This window comes from Pseudomonas sp. MWU16-30317, from assembly GCF_020515695.1.
In the GTDB taxonomy this organism is placed as follows: Bacteria; Pseudomonadota; Gammaproteobacteria; order Pseudomonadales; family Pseudomonadaceae; genus Aquipseudomonas.
In genome coordinates this window covers 45974-60340 of the sequence record NZ_JAIWJA010000002.1, presented here as the reverse complement: position 1 = coordinate 60340, position 14367 = coordinate 45974, and the positions used below count along the sequence as shown (strand labels likewise).

Annotated in this window: 16 protein-coding genes and 1 pseudogene; 6 read left to right on the top strand and 11 right to left on the bottom strand. The window is 60.6% G+C overall.

Annotated elements, in window-relative coordinates:
* Positions 1 to 53: 53 nt before the first annotated feature.
* The 4 genes and pseudogenes from LIX93_RS05020 (at position 54) to LIX93_RS05005 (ending at position 3524) form a co-directional block, all read left to right on the top strand.
* Positions 54 to 1832 carry a penicillin-binding protein activator gene (locus LIX93_RS05020; RefSeq protein WP_226502920.1) on the top strand — a complete coding sequence of 593 codons (1779 nt, stop codon included), beginning with the start codon at positions 54 to 56 and terminating at the stop codon, positions 1830 to 1832.
* Positions 1832 to 2215: pseudogene (locus tag LIX93_RS05015) on the top strand (YraN family protein); the annotation flags it as partial. The gene LIX93_RS05020 and the pseudogene LIX93_RS05015, both read left to right, overlap by 1 nt.
* 140 nt (positions 2216 to 2355) lie before the next feature.
* Entirely contained in the window at positions 2356 to 2949 is a 594-nt protein-coding gene (locus LIX93_RS05010) for a phosphoheptose isomerase (protein WP_226502919.1), read from the top strand.
* Complete coding sequence (locus tag LIX93_RS05005; protein ID WP_226502918.1) at positions 2946 to 3524, top strand: BON domain-containing protein; 579 nt, start codon at positions 2946 to 2948, stop codon at positions 3522 to 3524. The genes LIX93_RS05010 and LIX93_RS05005 overlap by 4 nt, the downstream gene beginning before the upstream one ends.
* A 66-nt stretch (positions 3525 to 3590) precedes the next feature.
* Here the strand turns inward: LIX93_RS05005 and LIX93_RS05000 are convergent, their stop codons facing one another.
* From LIX93_RS05000 to rplM, 7 genes are all read right to left on the bottom strand, one after another.
* The gene (locus LIX93_RS05000) at positions 3591 to 4022 is read right to left on the bottom strand and encodes a ClpXP protease specificity-enhancing factor (RefSeq protein WP_226502917.1); all 432 of its coding nucleotides are present in this window, start codon (positions 4020 to 4022) and stop codon (positions 3591 to 3593) included.
* 17 nt (positions 4023 to 4039) lie between these two features.
* Complete coding sequence (locus LIX93_RS04995) at positions 4040 to 4657, bottom strand: glutathione S-transferase N-terminal domain-containing protein (RefSeq protein WP_226502916.1); 618 nt, start codon at positions 4655 to 4657, stop codon at positions 4040 to 4042.
* A gap of 188 nt (positions 4658 to 4845) precedes the next feature.
* Positions 4846 to 5466 carry a cytochrome c1 gene (locus LIX93_RS04990; protein ID WP_226503666.1) on the bottom strand — a complete coding sequence of 207 codons (621 nt, stop codon included), beginning with the start codon at positions 5464 to 5466 and terminating at the stop codon, positions 4846 to 4848.
* A 29-nt stretch (positions 5467 to 5495) separates the two neighbouring features.
* Positions 5496 to 6704 (bottom strand): cytochrome bc complex cytochrome b subunit, encoded by a 1209-nt coding sequence (locus LIX93_RS04985; protein ID WP_226502915.1) that lies wholly within the window; start codon positions 6702 to 6704, stop codon positions 5496 to 5498.
* Positions 6704 to 7297: a ubiquinol-cytochrome c reductase iron-sulfur subunit gene (gene petA / locus LIX93_RS04980; protein WP_226503665.1), complete on the bottom strand. Its 594-nt coding sequence runs from the start codon at positions 7295 to 7297 to the stop codon at positions 6704 to 6706. The genes LIX93_RS04985 and petA overlap by 1 nt, the downstream gene beginning before the upstream one ends.
* A 127-nt stretch (positions 7298 to 7424) precedes the next feature.
* The gene (rpsI, locus tag LIX93_RS04975) at positions 7425 to 7817 is read right to left on the bottom strand and encodes a 30S ribosomal protein S9 (protein ID WP_226502914.1); all 393 of its coding nucleotides are present in this window, start codon (positions 7815 to 7817) and stop codon (positions 7425 to 7427) included.
* A gap of 14 nt (positions 7818 to 7831) precedes the next feature.
* Positions 7832 to 8260, bottom strand: a complete 429-nt coding sequence (rplM, locus tag LIX93_RS04970) for a 50S ribosomal protein L13 (RefSeq protein ID WP_226502913.1) — start codon at positions 8258 to 8260, stop codon at positions 7832 to 7834.
* Positions 8261 to 8616: 356 nt separating this feature from the next.
* Between rplM and LIX93_RS04965 the strand changes: the two genes are divergently transcribed.
* Positions 8617 to 9636, top strand: a complete 1020-nt coding sequence (locus LIX93_RS04965) for a GlxA family transcriptional regulator (RefSeq protein WP_226502912.1) — start codon at positions 8617 to 8619, stop codon at positions 9634 to 9636.
* 183 nt (positions 9637 to 9819) lie between these two features.
* On the opposite strand, the gene zapE is transcribed toward LIX93_RS04965, so the two are convergent.
* The 3 genes from zapE to LIX93_RS04950 all read right to left on the bottom strand — a co-directional run bounded on the left by zapE (position 9820) and on the right by LIX93_RS04950 (position 13016).
* A complete protein-coding gene (gene zapE / locus LIX93_RS04960; protein ID WP_226502911.1) occupies positions 9820 to 10914 on the bottom strand; it encodes a cell division protein ZapE in 1095 nt (364 codons plus the stop codon).
* A gap of 85 nt (positions 10915 to 10999) precedes the next feature.
* Positions 11000 to 12355: a tryptophan--tRNA ligase gene (locus tag LIX93_RS04955; protein WP_226502910.1), complete on the bottom strand. Its 1356-nt coding sequence runs from the start codon at positions 12353 to 12355 to the stop codon at positions 11000 to 11002.
* A 25-nt stretch (positions 12356 to 12380) separates the two neighbouring features.
* On the bottom strand, positions 12381 to 13016 hold the full coding sequence (locus LIX93_RS04950) for a thioesterase domain-containing protein (protein ID WP_226502909.1): 636 nt from the start codon (positions 13014 to 13016) through the stop codon (positions 12381 to 12383).
* Between the two features lie 139 nt (positions 13017 to 13155).
* Between LIX93_RS04950 and LIX93_RS04945 the strand changes: the two genes are divergently transcribed.
* On the top strand, positions 13156 to 13593 hold the full coding sequence (locus tag LIX93_RS04945) for a DUF1043 family protein (protein ID WP_226502908.1): 438 nt from the start codon (positions 13156 to 13158) through the stop codon (positions 13591 to 13593).
* A gap of 401 nt (positions 13594 to 13994) precedes the next feature.
* On the opposite strand, the gene LIX93_RS04940 is transcribed toward LIX93_RS04945, so the two are convergent.
* Entirely contained in the window at positions 13995 to 14282 is a 288-nt protein-coding gene (locus tag LIX93_RS04940) for a hypothetical protein (RefSeq protein ID WP_226502907.1), read from the bottom strand.
* Positions 14283 to 14367: the final 85 nt, after the last annotated feature.

Here is a 14367-nt window from a genome sequence, read left to right as displayed (position 1 = left end):
AGTGCTTGGGTACAATTGCTCGCTTAAACCGAACCGGTATCAGGAAGATCTAAATGATAGCTTGCCTGCGGCTGCTGACCGCCCTTTGCCTCGCTGCCCTGCTGGCAGCTTGCGCCAGCTCCCCGTCATCGACACTGGGTGAACTGCCGCGCACGCCGGATGCGAGCATCGAACAACTGCTCGAAAAAGCCGCCACAGCCAAACCGGAAGAAGCCGCGCTGCTACGCCTCAGCGCCGCCGACCAGGCTTCGCGCCAGGGCGATGCCGCCCGCGCCGCGCAAATCCTCGGCACCGTGCCGCTGGACTCGCTCAAGCCCGCCCAGCAGATTTTCGCGGTAACCCTGAGCGCCGAACTGGCCATGACCCGCAACGATTTCAAGGCAGCCCTGAGCAGCCTCAATCACCCGAGCATGAGCCATCTGGCAGAGCTGCCGGTAGAACAGCAGATCCGCACCTCGACCGTGAAGGCCAAGGCGCTGGAAGCCGACAACCAGCCCCTGGCAGCGGCCCGTGAACGCATCTTCATCGCTCCGCTGCTCAATGGCGCCGAAGCCGCGACCAACCAAGAGGCCATCTGGTCGCTGGTCATGGCGCTGCCGCCAGAGCAACTGCAGGCCACCAGCAATGACGACCTTGGTGGCTGGCTGAGCCTGGCCCTGGCTGCCAAGACCCCGGGCACCCTGCAGCAACAGCAGGCCGCCATCGACAACTGGATCGCCCAGCATCCCAACCACCCTGCCGCCAAGCAGTTGCCGCAACAGCTGGTGACCATCAAGAACCTCAAGAGCCAGCCGCTGGACAAGATCGCCCTGCTGCTGCCACAACAGGGCCAGCTGGTATCTGTAGCGCGCGCCCTGCGCGAAGGCTTCATGGCTGCGCAATTCCAGGCCCAGCAAAGCGGCCAGAAAGTCCCCGCCATCGAGATCTACGACAGCTCGCGCATCACCTCCATGGATGACTTCTACCGCCAGGCACAGGCGGCCGGCGTACAACTGGTGGTCGGCCCCCTGGAGAAGAACCTGGTCAAGCAGCTCAATGGCAAACCGCAACTGCCACTGCCTACCCTCGCCCTCAACTACAGCGATTCGACCCAGGCTGGGCCGCCCCAGCTGTTCCAGTTTGGTCTGGCGGCTGAAGACGAAGCCCACGAAGTCGCCCGCCGGGCCCGCGCCGACGGCCTGCACAACGCCGCGGCCATGGTACCGAAGGGCGAATGGGGCGATCGCGTACTCGCCGCCTTCCGCCAGGACTGGGAGGGCGGCGGCGGCAAGATCATGGCCGTCGAACGCGTCGACCAACCCGTAGCCCTGGCCAACCAGATCGCCGACATGTTCCAGCTGCACGGCGCCGGCAATACCACTGGCGCCACGCCTACCCGCCGCCAGGACATCGACTTCATCTTCCTGGCCGCCACGCCGCAGCTGGCACAGCAGATCAAACCGACCCTGAACTACCAGTACGCGGGCGACGTGCCTGTCTACGCCACCTCCCACGTCTATAGCGCCAGTGGCGACCAGGCTCAATACAACGACATGGCTGGCGTGCGCTTTTGCGAAACACCCTGGCTGCTGGATACCGGCAACGCCCTGCGTCAGCAAGTAGTGCGCCAATGGCCACAATCGGCTGGCAGCCTCGGGCGCCTCTACGCCATGGGCGCCGATGCCTTTCTGCTCGCACCGCGCCTGGATCAACTCAAGGCCCTGCCGGATAACCGTATCGACGGCCTGTCCGGCAGCCTCAGCATGACCACCGGGCAACGCATCGAGCGTCAACTGCCCTGGGCACAATTCGACGGCGGGCAGGTCAAGCGCCTTCCCGATACGCCGCGCTGATGGCAGCACCGCTTTCCCCGCCGCAGACACGTCAGCGCAGTGGCCAGCAAGCCGAGCAGTGGGCCGAACGCCACCTGCTCGAGCAGGGTATGCGCACCCTCTTCAGGAACTGGCGCTGCAAACGAGGCGAGCTGGATCTGGTCATGGTTGATGGCGATACAGTAGTATTCGTCGAAGTTCGCTATCGCCTGCATTCACAATGGGGCGGAGCGGCGGGTAGCGTCGATGCCGGCAAGCGTAAAAAGCTGGTATTGGCCGCCCAGTATTTTTTGTTGCAAGAAGCGCGTTGGGCCGATGCCCCCTGCCGGTTCGACGTGGTCGCCATTGAAGGCAGCGATCCTTCGACAGCAGGTCTCAACTGGCTGAAAAACGCTTTCGAGAGCAGATACGCGATGCTTGCCGCGCCCCTTTTCATACTCACGACTTCTAACGCTTTGTTTTGCGGGCCGCACATTCATGTGCCGGGCAGCATTCGAGACCACTCGAAACTTCCCGACCAGCCGCCCTACTTAAGGTCTCATTGATGGACATGCAATCCCGAATTCGCCAGCTTTTTCAGGCTAGTATCGATACCAAGCAACAGGCGATGGAAGTCCTTGCACCGTACATCGAACAAGCCAGTCAGGTCATGGTCAACACCCTGCTCAGCGACGGCAAGATGCTGTCTTGCGGCAACGGCGGCTCGGCCGGCGACGCCCAGCACTTTTCCTCCGAATTGCTCAATCGCTTCGAGCGCGAGCGCCCCAGCCTGCCGGCGATCGCACTGACCACCGACAGCTCGACGATCACCTCGATCGCCAACGATTACAGCTACAACGAAATCTTTTCCAAGCAGATCCGCGCACTCGGCCAGCCAGGCGATGTTCTGCTGGCAATCTCCACCAGCGGTAATTCGGCGAACATCATTCAAGCCATCCAGGCGGCACATGATCGTGAAATGATTGTCGTAGCCTTGACCGGCCGCGATGGCGGCGGCATGGCATCGCTGCTGCTGCCCGAAGACGTCGAAATCCGAGTACCTGCTACCGTTACCGCGCGTATCCAGGAAGTCCACCTGCTGGCGATCCACTGCCTCTGCGATCTGATCGACAGCCAATTGTTCGGGAGTGAAGAATGACCCCTAATCGCCTTGGCCTCATGGCCCTGACCCTGTGCCTGACCCTGTCGGGCTGCAGCTCGGTAATTACCGCTACCCGCGACAAACCCATCGACGACGACCGCGGCACGCGCACTTTCGGCAGCAAGATCGACGACTCGCTGATCGAAACCAAAGTGAAGGTCAACGTCGCCAAGGCCAGCCCTGACCTGGACCAGAACTCTCACATCGTGGTGACCAGCTACAACGGCGTCGTACTGCTGGCCGGGCAAACCCCGCGCGCCGACCTCAAGGCCGCCGCCGAACAGGCGGCCGGCCAAGTGCAACGCGTGAAAACCGTGCACAACGAGCTGCAGGTCCTTGAGCCCTCCTCCCTGCTGGCGCGCAACAATGACGCCTGGCTGACCACCAAGATCAAGACGCAAATGCTCACCGATGCCAGCGTTCCGGGCTCGCGCATCAAGGTCGTCACCGAGAACGGCATCGTTTATCTGCTCGGCCTCGTAACTCAACAGGAAGGCGCCCAAGCCACTAACCTCGTGCAAAGCGTTTCCGGCGTGCAAAAGATCGTCAAGTTGTTCGAATACATCAACTGACGGCCCAGCAGCGCACAAAAAAGGCGACCTCGTGGGGTCGCCTTTTTTATTCAAGCCAAATGATCGTTACTTGACCACTTTCAAGCTCGGCCGGCCGGTAGGGCGAGGTGGCTGGCCATCAGGCGGAGGCACGTCGTCATCGGAGTCGACCACTTCAGCAAAGTCGACTTCTTCCTCATCGACATCCGGCGCTTCCAGGTCGAACACCATGCCTTGGCCGTTCTCGCGCGCGTAGATTCCGAGAATGGCGCCAATAGGTACGAACAGACTGTGCGGAACACCACCAAAGCGTCCCTCGAAGCTCACTGCATCGTTATCCATATGCAGATGGCGCACGGCACTGGGCGATACGTTCAAGACAATCTGGCCATCGCTGGCGAAGCCCTGAGGGACCTGCACCTCAGCGAAATCGGCATTGACCAGCATGTGGGGGGTGCAATCGTTATCCACGATCCACTCGTAGAGCGCTCGCACAAGATAGGGACGACTGGAGTTCATCATGGCTCCTTGAAAACTTAACGCATTTCACGTTCGGCGGCTGAGAGACTTGCCTGGAAAGCCTCTCGGGCGAATTGGCGATCCATGTAATCGAGCAGTGGCTTGGCCGGCCGCGGCAGCTCGATCCCCAGGATGGGCAGGCGCCAAAGTATGGGTAATAGACAGCAATCTACAAGACTTTGCTCATCACTCAAGAAAAACGGCTTGTCCGCAAACAGCGGAGAAACCCCGGTAAGGCTCTCGCGCAGCTCCTTTCGCGGCTGCACTCGGGCGTTTTCCTTGCTGCGCGGGTCAAGGATGGTATCGACCAGGCCACACCAATCGCGCTGGATACGGTGCATCAGCAGCCGGCTGTTGGCGCGAGCGACAGGATAAACGGGCAGTAACGGCGGGTGCGGATAGCGCTCGTCGAGATATTCCATGACGACTGTCGACTCATACAGCGCCAGGTCTCGATCGATCAGCGTCGGCACGCTGGCGTAGGGATTCACTTCGATCAACTTGGCAGGCTGACGCCCAGCCACGACATCGATGATCTCGGCGCTGACACCCTTCTCGGCCAGCACAATGCGCACTCGGTGAGAATAGTGGTCGGCGGGGTCGGAGTAACAGGCCAACCGATTGGTCACGCCCATGGCGGTCCTCCTCGCGTATAAAAATAATGGATCTGCAAATACGAACGCGCCCCCAGCCGGCCCCAGCATGATTCGGATCAATCGCCGGCGATGGCAGCAAAACGCTGCATACCGTGCGGCCGATCCATGAGTCATCGCACAGAGACGCCCAAGGGCGCGCGCAACAGGGGCTGAATATTACAGTAATTTCAACGCACATCCTTCCAGTATTCGCGCTTGAGCAGGAAAGCGAAGCCCAGCAGCACCAGAAGATATGACAGAACGTAAATACCAATCCGCCGGCTCTGCAGTTTGACCGGATCGGCGGAGTAAGCCAGGAAGGTCACCAGATTCTTGACCTTGGCATCGAACTGCGCAGGCGGCATTCTCACTTGCAGAGGCTCCAGCACATTGGGCATGCCGACGTCGTGCAGCACGTGGTTGTTCACTCCCCAGGGTCGGGTCGCATCGGGATAGAACCCGCGCAGGTAGCCGTACAGCCAGTCATTGCCGCGCACCCGCGCGACCAGAGTCAGATCCGGCGGCGCGGCGCCGAACCAGTGCTTGCCATCGCTCGCCCGCAGGCTGCTGGCCATGGGATCGCCGATCTTGGCACCGGTGAACACCAGCTCTTTGAGCATCTGATCATGCGAGAGACCCAAATCATCGGCCACCCGCTCGTAGCGCTGGAATTTCGCACCATGGCAGCCCATGCAGTAGCTGACGAACGTGCGCGCGCCATCCTGCAACGCGGACCTGTCCGCCAGGTCGATATCGACCCGCTCCAGTGGCGCCTCCTGGGCGATGACAACCGCCGGGCACAGCCACATCAGGCATGACAGCAATAGGGCCTTGATCATCAGGTCACTCGCTCAGGCACGGGCCGAGTACGTTCCCGACGGGTATAGAACGGCATCGTCAGGAAGTAGGCGAAGTACACCAGGGTGCAGATTCGCGACAGCAGCGTACCCAGCGGCGTCGGCGCCTGCGCCCCCAGCGCCCCTAACACCACGAACGCCACACAGAACAACGCCAGCGCCACGCGACTGATCCAACCCTTGTAACGCATCGACTTGACCGGACTGCGATCCAGCCACGGCAGCACGAACAGCACGGCGATCGCCCCTGCCATGGCGATTACCCCCAGCAACTTGTCGGGAACGGCGCGCAGGATGGCGTAGAACGGCGTGAAGTACCATACCGGGGCAATATGCTCCGGGGTCTTGAAGGCATTCGCCTGCTCGAAGTTGGCCCCCTCAAGGAAGTAGCCGCCCATCTGCGGAAAGAAAAACACCACCGAGCAGAACACCAGCAGGAAAATGGCCACGCCCAGCAGGTCCTTGACCGTGTAATACGGATGAAAGGGAATCCCGTCGAGCGGCCGCCCTGCCTCGTCCTTGTGCTGCCTGATATCGATGCCATCCGGGTTGTTGGACCCAGCATGGTGCAAGGCCAGGATATGCAGCACCACCAGGCCTGCGATCACGATCGGCAGGGCGATCACGTGCAAGGCGAAGAAGCGATTGAGGGTGATGCCCGACACCAGGTAATCCCCGCGAATCCACTGGGTCAGCTCGCCGCCGATCAGCGGAATGGCGCCGAACAGGGAGATGATCACCTGCGCACCCCAATAGGACATCTGCCCCCACGGCAGCAGGTAGCCCATGAACGCTTCGGCCATGAGTGCCAGGTAGATCAGCATGCCGAAGATCCACACCAGCTCCCGGGGTTTCTGATAAGAGCCGTAAAGCAGGCCACGGAACATGTGCAGATAAATCACGATGAAAAATGCCGAGGCCCCGGTGGTGTGCATATAGCGCAGGATCCAGCCGTAGGGCACGTCGCGCATGATGTATTCGATCGAGGCAAAGGCACCCTCCGCCGTTGGGGTGTAATTCATCGTCAGCCAGATGCCGGTGAGCACCTGATTGACCAGTACCAGCAACGCCAGGGAACCGAAGATGTAAAAGAAATTCAGATTCTTCGGCACGTAGTAGTGGGTCAGGTGCTCGCGAATCGTCTTGATGACCGGCAGGCGTGCATTCACCCAGTCCATCAACTTACCCATCAGGCGCGCTCCTGATCGATACCGATGACGATAATGTCAGCGGACTCATAGGCGTGCGGCGGCACCGGCAGATTCAGCGGTGCGGGCTGCGACTTGAAAACCCGCCCAGCCAGATCGTAGCGCGAGCCATGGCAGGGGCAGTAATACCCTCCCAACCAATCCGCCCCCAGATCGACTGGAGCGACCTGTGGTCGAAAGGTCGGCGAACAGCCAAGATGCGTGCAAATGCCGACCACCAGCAGAATTTCGGGCTTGATAGAGCGCAGGCGATGATCGACGTAATCCGGCTGCACCGAGTCCTCGGACTGGGGATCGGCCAGTTGCGGCGTGACCTTGCCGAGATCGGCCAGAATCGCCTCGCTGCGACGCAACACGAACACCGGCTGACCGCGCCACTCGACAACCATCTGCTGGCCGGGCTCGAGCTTGGCGATACTGATCCGCACCGGCGCGCCCGCAGCCTTGGCTCGCGCACCCGGCGACCAGGAACCGACAAAAGGCACCGCCGCGCCGACCGCCCCCACCGCTCCTACCACCGAAGTAGCGGCCACCAGAAAGCGGCGCCGATCTGGATTGATGCCATCGCCGTCCATCGAGCCCTCTGCTGTCAATTGCGCGCCTGCGTCATCACACATCTTCTCGTTCCATAAGACGAAAAAAAACCCGGCTCGTTTAGGAACCGGGTTCTTTTGGGCTCGAAAGCCAGTACCAGAAAGCGAATTAACGCTTGGAGTACTGTGGACGCTTACGTGCTTTACGCAGACCGACTTTCTTACGTTCAACTTCACGAGCATCGCGAGTCACGAAGCCAGCTTTGCGCAGAGCGCCACGCAGGGTTTCGTCGTACTGCATCAGAGCGCGAGTGATACCGTGGCGGATCGCACCGGCCTGACCGCTGACACCACCACCGATAACGGTGACGTAGATGTCGAACTTGGCGGTGGTCTCGGTCAGTTCCAGCGGCTGACGAACTACCATGCGGGCAGTCTCGCGGCCGAAGAAATTGTCCAGCGAACGGTTGTTGATGGAGATGTTACCGGTCCCCGGACGCAGAAAAACGCGTGCGGTTGCGGTCTTGCGACGGCCAGTGCCGTAATTTTGAGTCGCCGACATAGGTAACTATTCTCTTAAAACTTCAGTTCTTGGGGCTGCTGAGCAGTATGAGGGTGTACAGTGCCCGCATAGACTTTCAGCTTACGATACATGTCGCGACCCAGCGGGTTCTTAGGCAGCATGCCTTTGACTGCGGTCTCGAGCACGCGCTCAGGAGCTTTGGCGATCAACTTTTCGAAGTTGATCGACTTGATCCCGCCCGGAAAACCGGAGTGAGAGTAGTAGATCTTGTCGGTGGTTTTGGCACCGGTCACACGTACCTGCTCAGCGTTGATGACGACGATGTAATCACCGGTGTCAACGTGCGGAGTGTATTCTGGCTTGTGCTTGCCACGCAGGCGGCTCGCGATTTCGGTAGCCAAACGACCCAGGGTCTGGCCAGCGGCGTCGACGACGAACCAGTCGCGCTGAACTGTTTCTGGTTTAGCAGTAAAAGTTTTCATTCTTTATAGCCTCAGGGGCCGCCCAACAAAATAGACGGCGGATCTTACTGAATAGTGCGTACTTTGACAAGTCAAAGGCAGCCGGATACAGACGCTATCGGGGGCTCGGGTCAGCGCGTCCGTTCAACGGCAAGATTCTTCGGCGGCGGCGCATCACTTCCACTGCAGAAAGAGCGGGCTAATTATCCAGATTGACGGGGAAATTTCAAGCAGCTTTTTCAAAAGGCTTCAGGTTTCGCTGCGTATCCTGCCATGGCTGGACAGCCGTGCCGAAAAATAAGACGATCCAGCCGTGATCTGACCGCTATCCCCTTTCAGCGGCCCCCTATAAAAATTCGAACAAGAACAAGATACCCATGACCACAACGCCCCCTGCCCCCTCGCCGCGCAGGATCCACATCCTGGTTATCGACAAGGTGTTCGCCACCACCGCGATGCAGGCCAAGGATCTGTTTCACCTGGCCGACCTGCGCCATGGTCGCTTGCCGGAGTCGCCGTCCGCCCTGCCATCGCCGCCCAGCATCCCGCGTCTGGAAACCCGCCTGGTCAGCCCCGACGGCCTCCCGGCCTGCACCTTCAGCGGTGTGGTGCTGCCGGTCGATGGCGGCCTGGAGGACGCCGACGTGATCATCCTGCCGGCCTTTGGCGGCGATTTCGCCACCCTGCAGGCGCGCTACCCGCAAATACTGCCTTGGCTACGCGCCCAGCATGCGCGGGGCGCCACCCTGTGCGCCGAGGCCAGCGGCGTGTACTGGCTCGCCGAGGCCGGGCTGCTGAATGGCAAGGAAGCCACCACTTACTGGCGGTTTTTCGATGACTTCGCCGAGCGCTACCCGCTGGTGACGCTGAACCGCGACAAGCACCTGACCGATAGCGACTCGCTGTACTGCGCGGCGGGCTCGACGTCGTCCTGCGATCTGTACGTGTACTTGATCGAGCGTTTCTGCAGCGTAGCCGTGGCGCAAGCGGTGTCGCGGGAGATTCTGTTCGAGGTGCAACGAAACTATTCACCCGGCAGACTCGGGTTCGGCGGACAGAAGCTGCATCACGACCCGACGATCCTCGGCATCCAGCAGTGGCTGGAGGTGCATTTCGCCGAGAAATTCCGCTTCGAGGATGTGGCGCGCGAACACGGCATGAGCATCCGCAACTTCATGCGCCGCTTTCATACCGCCACGGGAGACAAGCCGCTGCATTATCTGCAGCGGCTGCGTATCGAGACCGCCAAAGGCCTGCTGTCGGCGACGCGGGAGAGCATCAAGACGATCAGCTACGAAGTGGGCTATGACGATGCCAGTTTTTTCGCCCGACTGTTTCGCCACCACACGCAGCTGTCGCCGAATCAGTATCGGCAGCAGTTCATGCAGGAGTCCTAGGCGTTTGCGAGGGCCTCTTCGCGGGCAAGCCCGGCTCCCACAGTGCAAACCTGGCCTGAGCCGTACACCTGTGGGAGCACAGCTTGCTGGCGAAGGGGCCGGCACGGTTTGCGCAAGACCATAGAATCTCCCACAAGTTACGTATCGCCCTGCGGGAGCGGGCTTGCGCGTTCGGCAGCGAAGTCAGGGCTTGTGCGCGCGAGTCAGGAACTCGTGGGACTGCATCTCCAGCAACCGGCTCAGGGTGCGCTGAAACTCGAAGTTCAGGCGCCCACCGGTATACAGGTCCTTGAGCTCCACTTCGGCGGAAATGATCAGCTTGACGTTACGGTCGTAGAACTCGTCGACCATGTTGATGAATCGGCGCGCGATATCGTCGATGGTCACGCTCATCTGCTCTACGTCGCTGAGCAGCACGGTGTTGAAGATCTTGCCCAGCTCGATGTAGTCATTCTGGCTGCGCGGGCCATCGCAGAGCTCGCGAAACTGAAACCAGGCCACGTCCTCGCAGGTACGCAGCGCCTTGATCTCGCGGTTCTCGATCATCAGCGGGTCGTTTTCCTTGACCTTGGTGCTGTTGTTGGTCAACGCCTTGAAGCTGTCGCGCATGCTTTTTTCGGCCGCTTCATTGAGCGGGGAATGGAACAGCTCAGCCTGCTCGAGGTGGCGCAGACGATAATCGACGCCGCTGTCGACGTTGACCACTTCGGTGAACTGCTTGATCAGCGCGATGGCCGGCAGGAAGCGCGCGCGCTGCAGGCCGTCCTTGTACAGACCATCAGGCACGATGTTGGAGGTCGCCACCAGGGTCACGCCGTTCTTGAACAGCTCTTCCATCAGGGTGCCCAGGATCATGGCGTCGGTGATGTCAGACACGAAGAACTCGTCGAAGCAGATTACCCGCGCCTCATCGGAAAAGCGCTTGGCGATCACCGTCAGCGGGTTTTTCTGGTCCTTGAGGGTGCGCATTTCTTCGTGCACGCGCTTCATGAAGCGGTGAAAGTGCGTGCGCACCTTCTGCTCGAACGGCAGCGCGTCGAAAAAGGTATCCACCAGATACGTCTTGCCGCGGCCGACACCGCCCCAGAAATACAGGCCGGTCACCGGTACCTGCTCTTTCTTGCCGAACAGCTTGCTCAACATGCCCGGCTTGCTGTGCTGCGCGGCTACCAGATCGTCGTATAGACGCTGCAGGTGGCGCACGGCGTTCTCCTGGGAGGCATCGTGGAAGAAGTCGGGGCGCTTGAGGTCGGCTTGATATCGTTCTAGAGGCGTCATATTCGTCAGCAAGGCAACAAAAACGGGTCGCCACTGTAGCGGCGCCCCTGATGAATGGCAATGGACAGTGCGACAGGCTGTCGCATCAGTCCGTTTGAGGCTGCAGCGCCTGACGCAGAGCCTCTACGGCCAGCTCGCGCGCAGCGCTGTCGGCAAACTGCGGTCCGTCGGCCACGCAGGCACCGTCGAGCCACAAGGTGAAACCGTTATCGGCATCAACGCGGATATCCAGCTCGCCGCCTTGCTGCAGTTGTTTGCTGACGCCCCCTGCGGCCTTGCCATCGGCAAAGCTGCGCGACAGCAGCAGTTGCTCGCCATCGGCGGCCAATAGGCGGAAGCGGAAGCTGCCGTCGTCTTCACGGAAGCTCACAAAGCGCGCCGCCTTGCTGGCCTTTTTCTTGCCAGCGGCAGCGACTTGCACTTGCTCGCGGAACGAGCGCAGGCCCACCGCTTCGCGCAGTTGACCGAGGAACGGCGTCGCTACCTTGCGCGCCTTGGCGGCGCCAGCCTGGAGGATGTCCTCAAGGTCGGCCGGGCGCTCGATCAAGGTCGCGTATTTATCCCGCGCTTCACTCAGATCGGCGTCGAGCAAGGTGAACAGGCGGTTCTTGGCCTCGCCCCAGCCCAGGCCCTGCAGGAGGTCGGCGCGAAATTCGGCTGCCTGCTCAGGTGTGGCGAAGGCTTCGAACAGGGTGAACAGGTGCGAGTTGTCAGGGTCCTTGGCCTCACCCGGCAAGCGCGAATCGGTGACGATCCGCGAGATGGCCTCTTTCATGTCCTTGGGGCTGCTGAACAACGGAATGGTGTTGTCGTAGCTCTTGGACATCTTGCGACCGTCGAGGCCCGGCAAGGTGGCGACGCTCTCCTCGATCAGCGCTTCAGGCATGACGAAGAATTCCTTGCCCTGGCCGAACAGGTGATTGAAGCGCTGGCCGATGTCGCGAGCCATTTCGACGTGCTGGATCTGGTCGCGACCGACGGGCACCTTGTGCGCGTTGAACATCAGGATGTCCGCTGCCATGAGAATCGGGTAGCTGTACAGGCCCATGGTGATGCCGGCGTCCGGGTCTTCGCCGGTCTCGACGTTCTTGTCCACCGAGGCTTTATAGGCGTGCGCGCGGTTGAGCAAGCCCTTGGCCGCGACGCACGTCAGCAGCCAGGTCAGCTCGGGGATCTCGGGAATGTCGGACTGCCGATAGAAGGTCACTCGATCCACGTCCAGCCCCGCCGCCAGCCAGGTCGCGGCGATTTCCAGGCGCGAGCGCTGAATGCGCAGTGGCTCATCGCATTTGATCAGGGCGTGGTAGTCGGCCAGAAAGTAGAACGAATCGGCATCGCTCTGGCGGCTGGCAACGATAGCCGGGCGGATGGCGCCGGCGTAGTTGCCCAGATGCGGGGTCCCGGTGGTGGTGATACCGGTGAGGATACGAGTGGTGGTCATGTCGGGTCGCTTAGTCAGGCTGCAGTCAGTTCGAAAGGCGGGGTACGACCAGATCCTTGAGATCGGTCAGCTTGCCATGAAAAAAGTGTCCGCATTCTGCCACTTTCAGCAGCTCATGGGGACGGTCCAGCGCATTGGACCAGTCGTATACCAGCTGTGGCTCGACCACTTCGTCGGTTTCTGGCTGGATGACCGTGATGGGGCAGTGTTGTGGCAGCGGATGCTCGGGCTTGAGGCGCATCACCGCCGGGGCCACCATGAACAAGTGTTTCAAGGCGCTTCCCCGGGCCTCCAGGCGCCCGCCAAGGCTGGCGGCCACAAAGCCCCCAAAGGAGAAGCCGAACAGCGTCAGCGGCAGCTCAGGGTGCTGGGCCTGCAGCCAGGTGGCCGCCGCCAGGGCGTCATCGACCTCGCCGCTGCCCATGTCGTGGCTGCCGGCGCTGGCACCCGTGCCGCGATAATTGAAACGCAACGTCACAAGACCCGCATCCCGCGCAGTGCGCTGCAGCGTCGACACGACCTTGTTGAGCATATTGCCGCCCTGCACCGGGTTAGGATGACAGATCAACGCTACGCCGGTGGCACCGGGGGTATCGAGGTACAGCGCTTCCAGTTGGCCCAGCGGACCATCAAGCATCAAAGGGGTTTCGCGGGTGAGCAAGGATGAACTCCGTGACCTCTGATAGGGTCGACTCGTCTAGCTGAAAGATCCTGTCTGACATATTTGCCATCGTAATGCAGTGTACAGTGCAGGTCCGAGCCGTTAACGTAAAGCAAAGCCGTTTATAGAGGAAGGACTCGTGGAACACTCGCTCTTAGTTTGGTTGTTGCCTACCCTGGCCCTGGTGGTCGGTGTGGTCGCCGGTTTCCTGATCGCCCGCCTCGCGCCCAACGCCGCGCCTAGCAGCACGCAGCGTCAGCTGGACGAAATTCAGGAACGTTTCGATAACTACCAGCACGAGGTGGTCACCCACTTCAACAGCACCGCCATCCTGGTCAAGAAGCTCACTCAGAGCTACCAGGAGGTTCAAGATCACCTCGCCGAGGGCGCCAACAGCCTGGCCCTCGACGAACTGACCCGCCAGCGCCTGCTGGCCTCGCTGCACTCCGAAGCGCCAATCGGCCCTCGCGAGCGCCTGACCCCGCCACAAGGCGCCGAGCCGCCGCTCGACTACGCGCCAAAAGCGCCCAACTCGCCGGGGATGCTCGATGAGCAGTATGGGTTGAAGCGCAAGTAACGCTTCGCTCAAAAAACGACGGAGCCTGCGGGCTCCGTTTTTTATGGCTGGTGTATATCACCCTGGCTCAGTCCAGCCAGCGCTGTTTCATAGCGCGCCACGAATCGAATCAGATCCGTGCCCAGCACGTCCAGCAGCTCTCAGAGCTGAGCGAGATCCAGCCGCCGCGAACCTCGCTCGACATATCGCGCCTCCCATGGCCAGCCCGCTTCCCCCAAGGTAAGCGCTTAGCGCTACACCACCGACTTATTTCCCACCCTCGACATATTTCGCCTCTGTACATTATTCCTCCCGACCAAACGAGCAAGCCTTTTGAATCGCCAAACCAGGGGCAGCAACATTCAACGCCACCCCAATATAGCCGCCCGCCTTCATATACGCCGCCGCCTTCGACACCTTCGCTATTCTCTCTGCATACCCGGAGATTCCCCATGCCGCAGATAGCTGTTAGTCGACACCCCAAGCATATTTCTGATCCCGTTGGTGTTCTTTAATCCTGAACCTATGCCTGCAAATTCTTTCAGCTGCCTGTACAGCAGATCGAACATCTCCCGACGACGGGTGATGAATTCATTTCGAGACAGGATCGAACTTTTACCCAGCGACTCTTGATACAGGGCCTCGATTCTGGACAGCGTGTCCTGAATGTCTGTCAGGCGGACCTTATGCTGCGCGTTACCGATCTCCAAGCAAAGGGGCGCGCGGTCGTCAGGGGAAGGGATAGCCGCAAAGTGCCATCAAGACCATACAGATCATTTCTGAAGTAACAGCATA

Excerpts from the sequence above, each read along its gene's own strand:
- LIX93_RS05020 (WP_226502920.1), top strand. The coding sequence starts at position 54 with ATGATAGCTTGCCTGCGGCTGCTGACCGCCCTTTGCCTCGCTGCCCTG.
- LIX93_RS05010 (WP_226502919.1), top strand. The coding sequence starts at position 2,356 with ATGGACATGCAATCCCGAATTCGCCAGCTTTTTCAGGCTAGTATCGAT.
- LIX93_RS05005 (WP_226502918.1), top strand. The coding sequence starts at position 2,946 with ATGACCCCTAATCGCCTTGGCCTCATGGCCCTGACCCTGTGCCTGACC.
- LIX93_RS05000 (WP_226502917.1), bottom strand. The coding sequence starts at position 4,022 with ATGAACTCCAGTCGTCCCTATCTTGTGCGAGCGCTCTACGAGTGGATC.
- LIX93_RS04995 (WP_226502916.1), bottom strand. The coding sequence starts at position 4,657 with ATGGGCGTGACCAATCGGTTGGCCTGTTACTCCGACCCCGCCGACCAC.
- LIX93_RS04990 (WP_226503666.1), bottom strand. The coding sequence starts at position 5,466 with ATGTGGCTGTGCCCGGCGGTTGTCATCGCCCAGGAGGCGCCACTGGAG.
- LIX93_RS04985 (WP_226502915.1), bottom strand. The coding sequence starts at position 6,704 with ATGGGTAAGTTGATGGACTGGGTGAATGCACGCCTGCCGGTCATCAAG.
- petA (WP_226503665.1), bottom strand. The coding sequence starts at position 7,297 with ATGGACGGCGATGGCATCAATCCAGATCGGCGCCGCTTTCTGGTGGCC.
- rpsI (WP_226502914.1), bottom strand. The coding sequence starts at position 7,817 with ATGTCGGCGACTCAAAATTACGGCACTGGCCGTCGCAAGACCGCAACC.
- rplM (WP_226502913.1), bottom strand. The coding sequence starts at position 8,260 with ATGAAAACTTTTACTGCTAAACCAGAAACAGTTCAGCGCGACTGGTTC.
- LIX93_RS04965 (WP_226502912.1), top strand. The coding sequence starts at position 8,617 with ATGACCACAACGCCCCCTGCCCCCTCGCCGCGCAGGATCCACATCCTG.
- zapE (WP_226502911.1), bottom strand. The coding sequence starts at position 10,914 with ATGACGCCTCTAGAACGATATCAAGCCGACCTCAAGCGCCCCGACTTC.
- LIX93_RS04955 (WP_226502910.1), bottom strand. The coding sequence starts at position 12,355 with ATGACCACCACTCGTATCCTCACCGGTATCACCACCACCGGGACCCCG.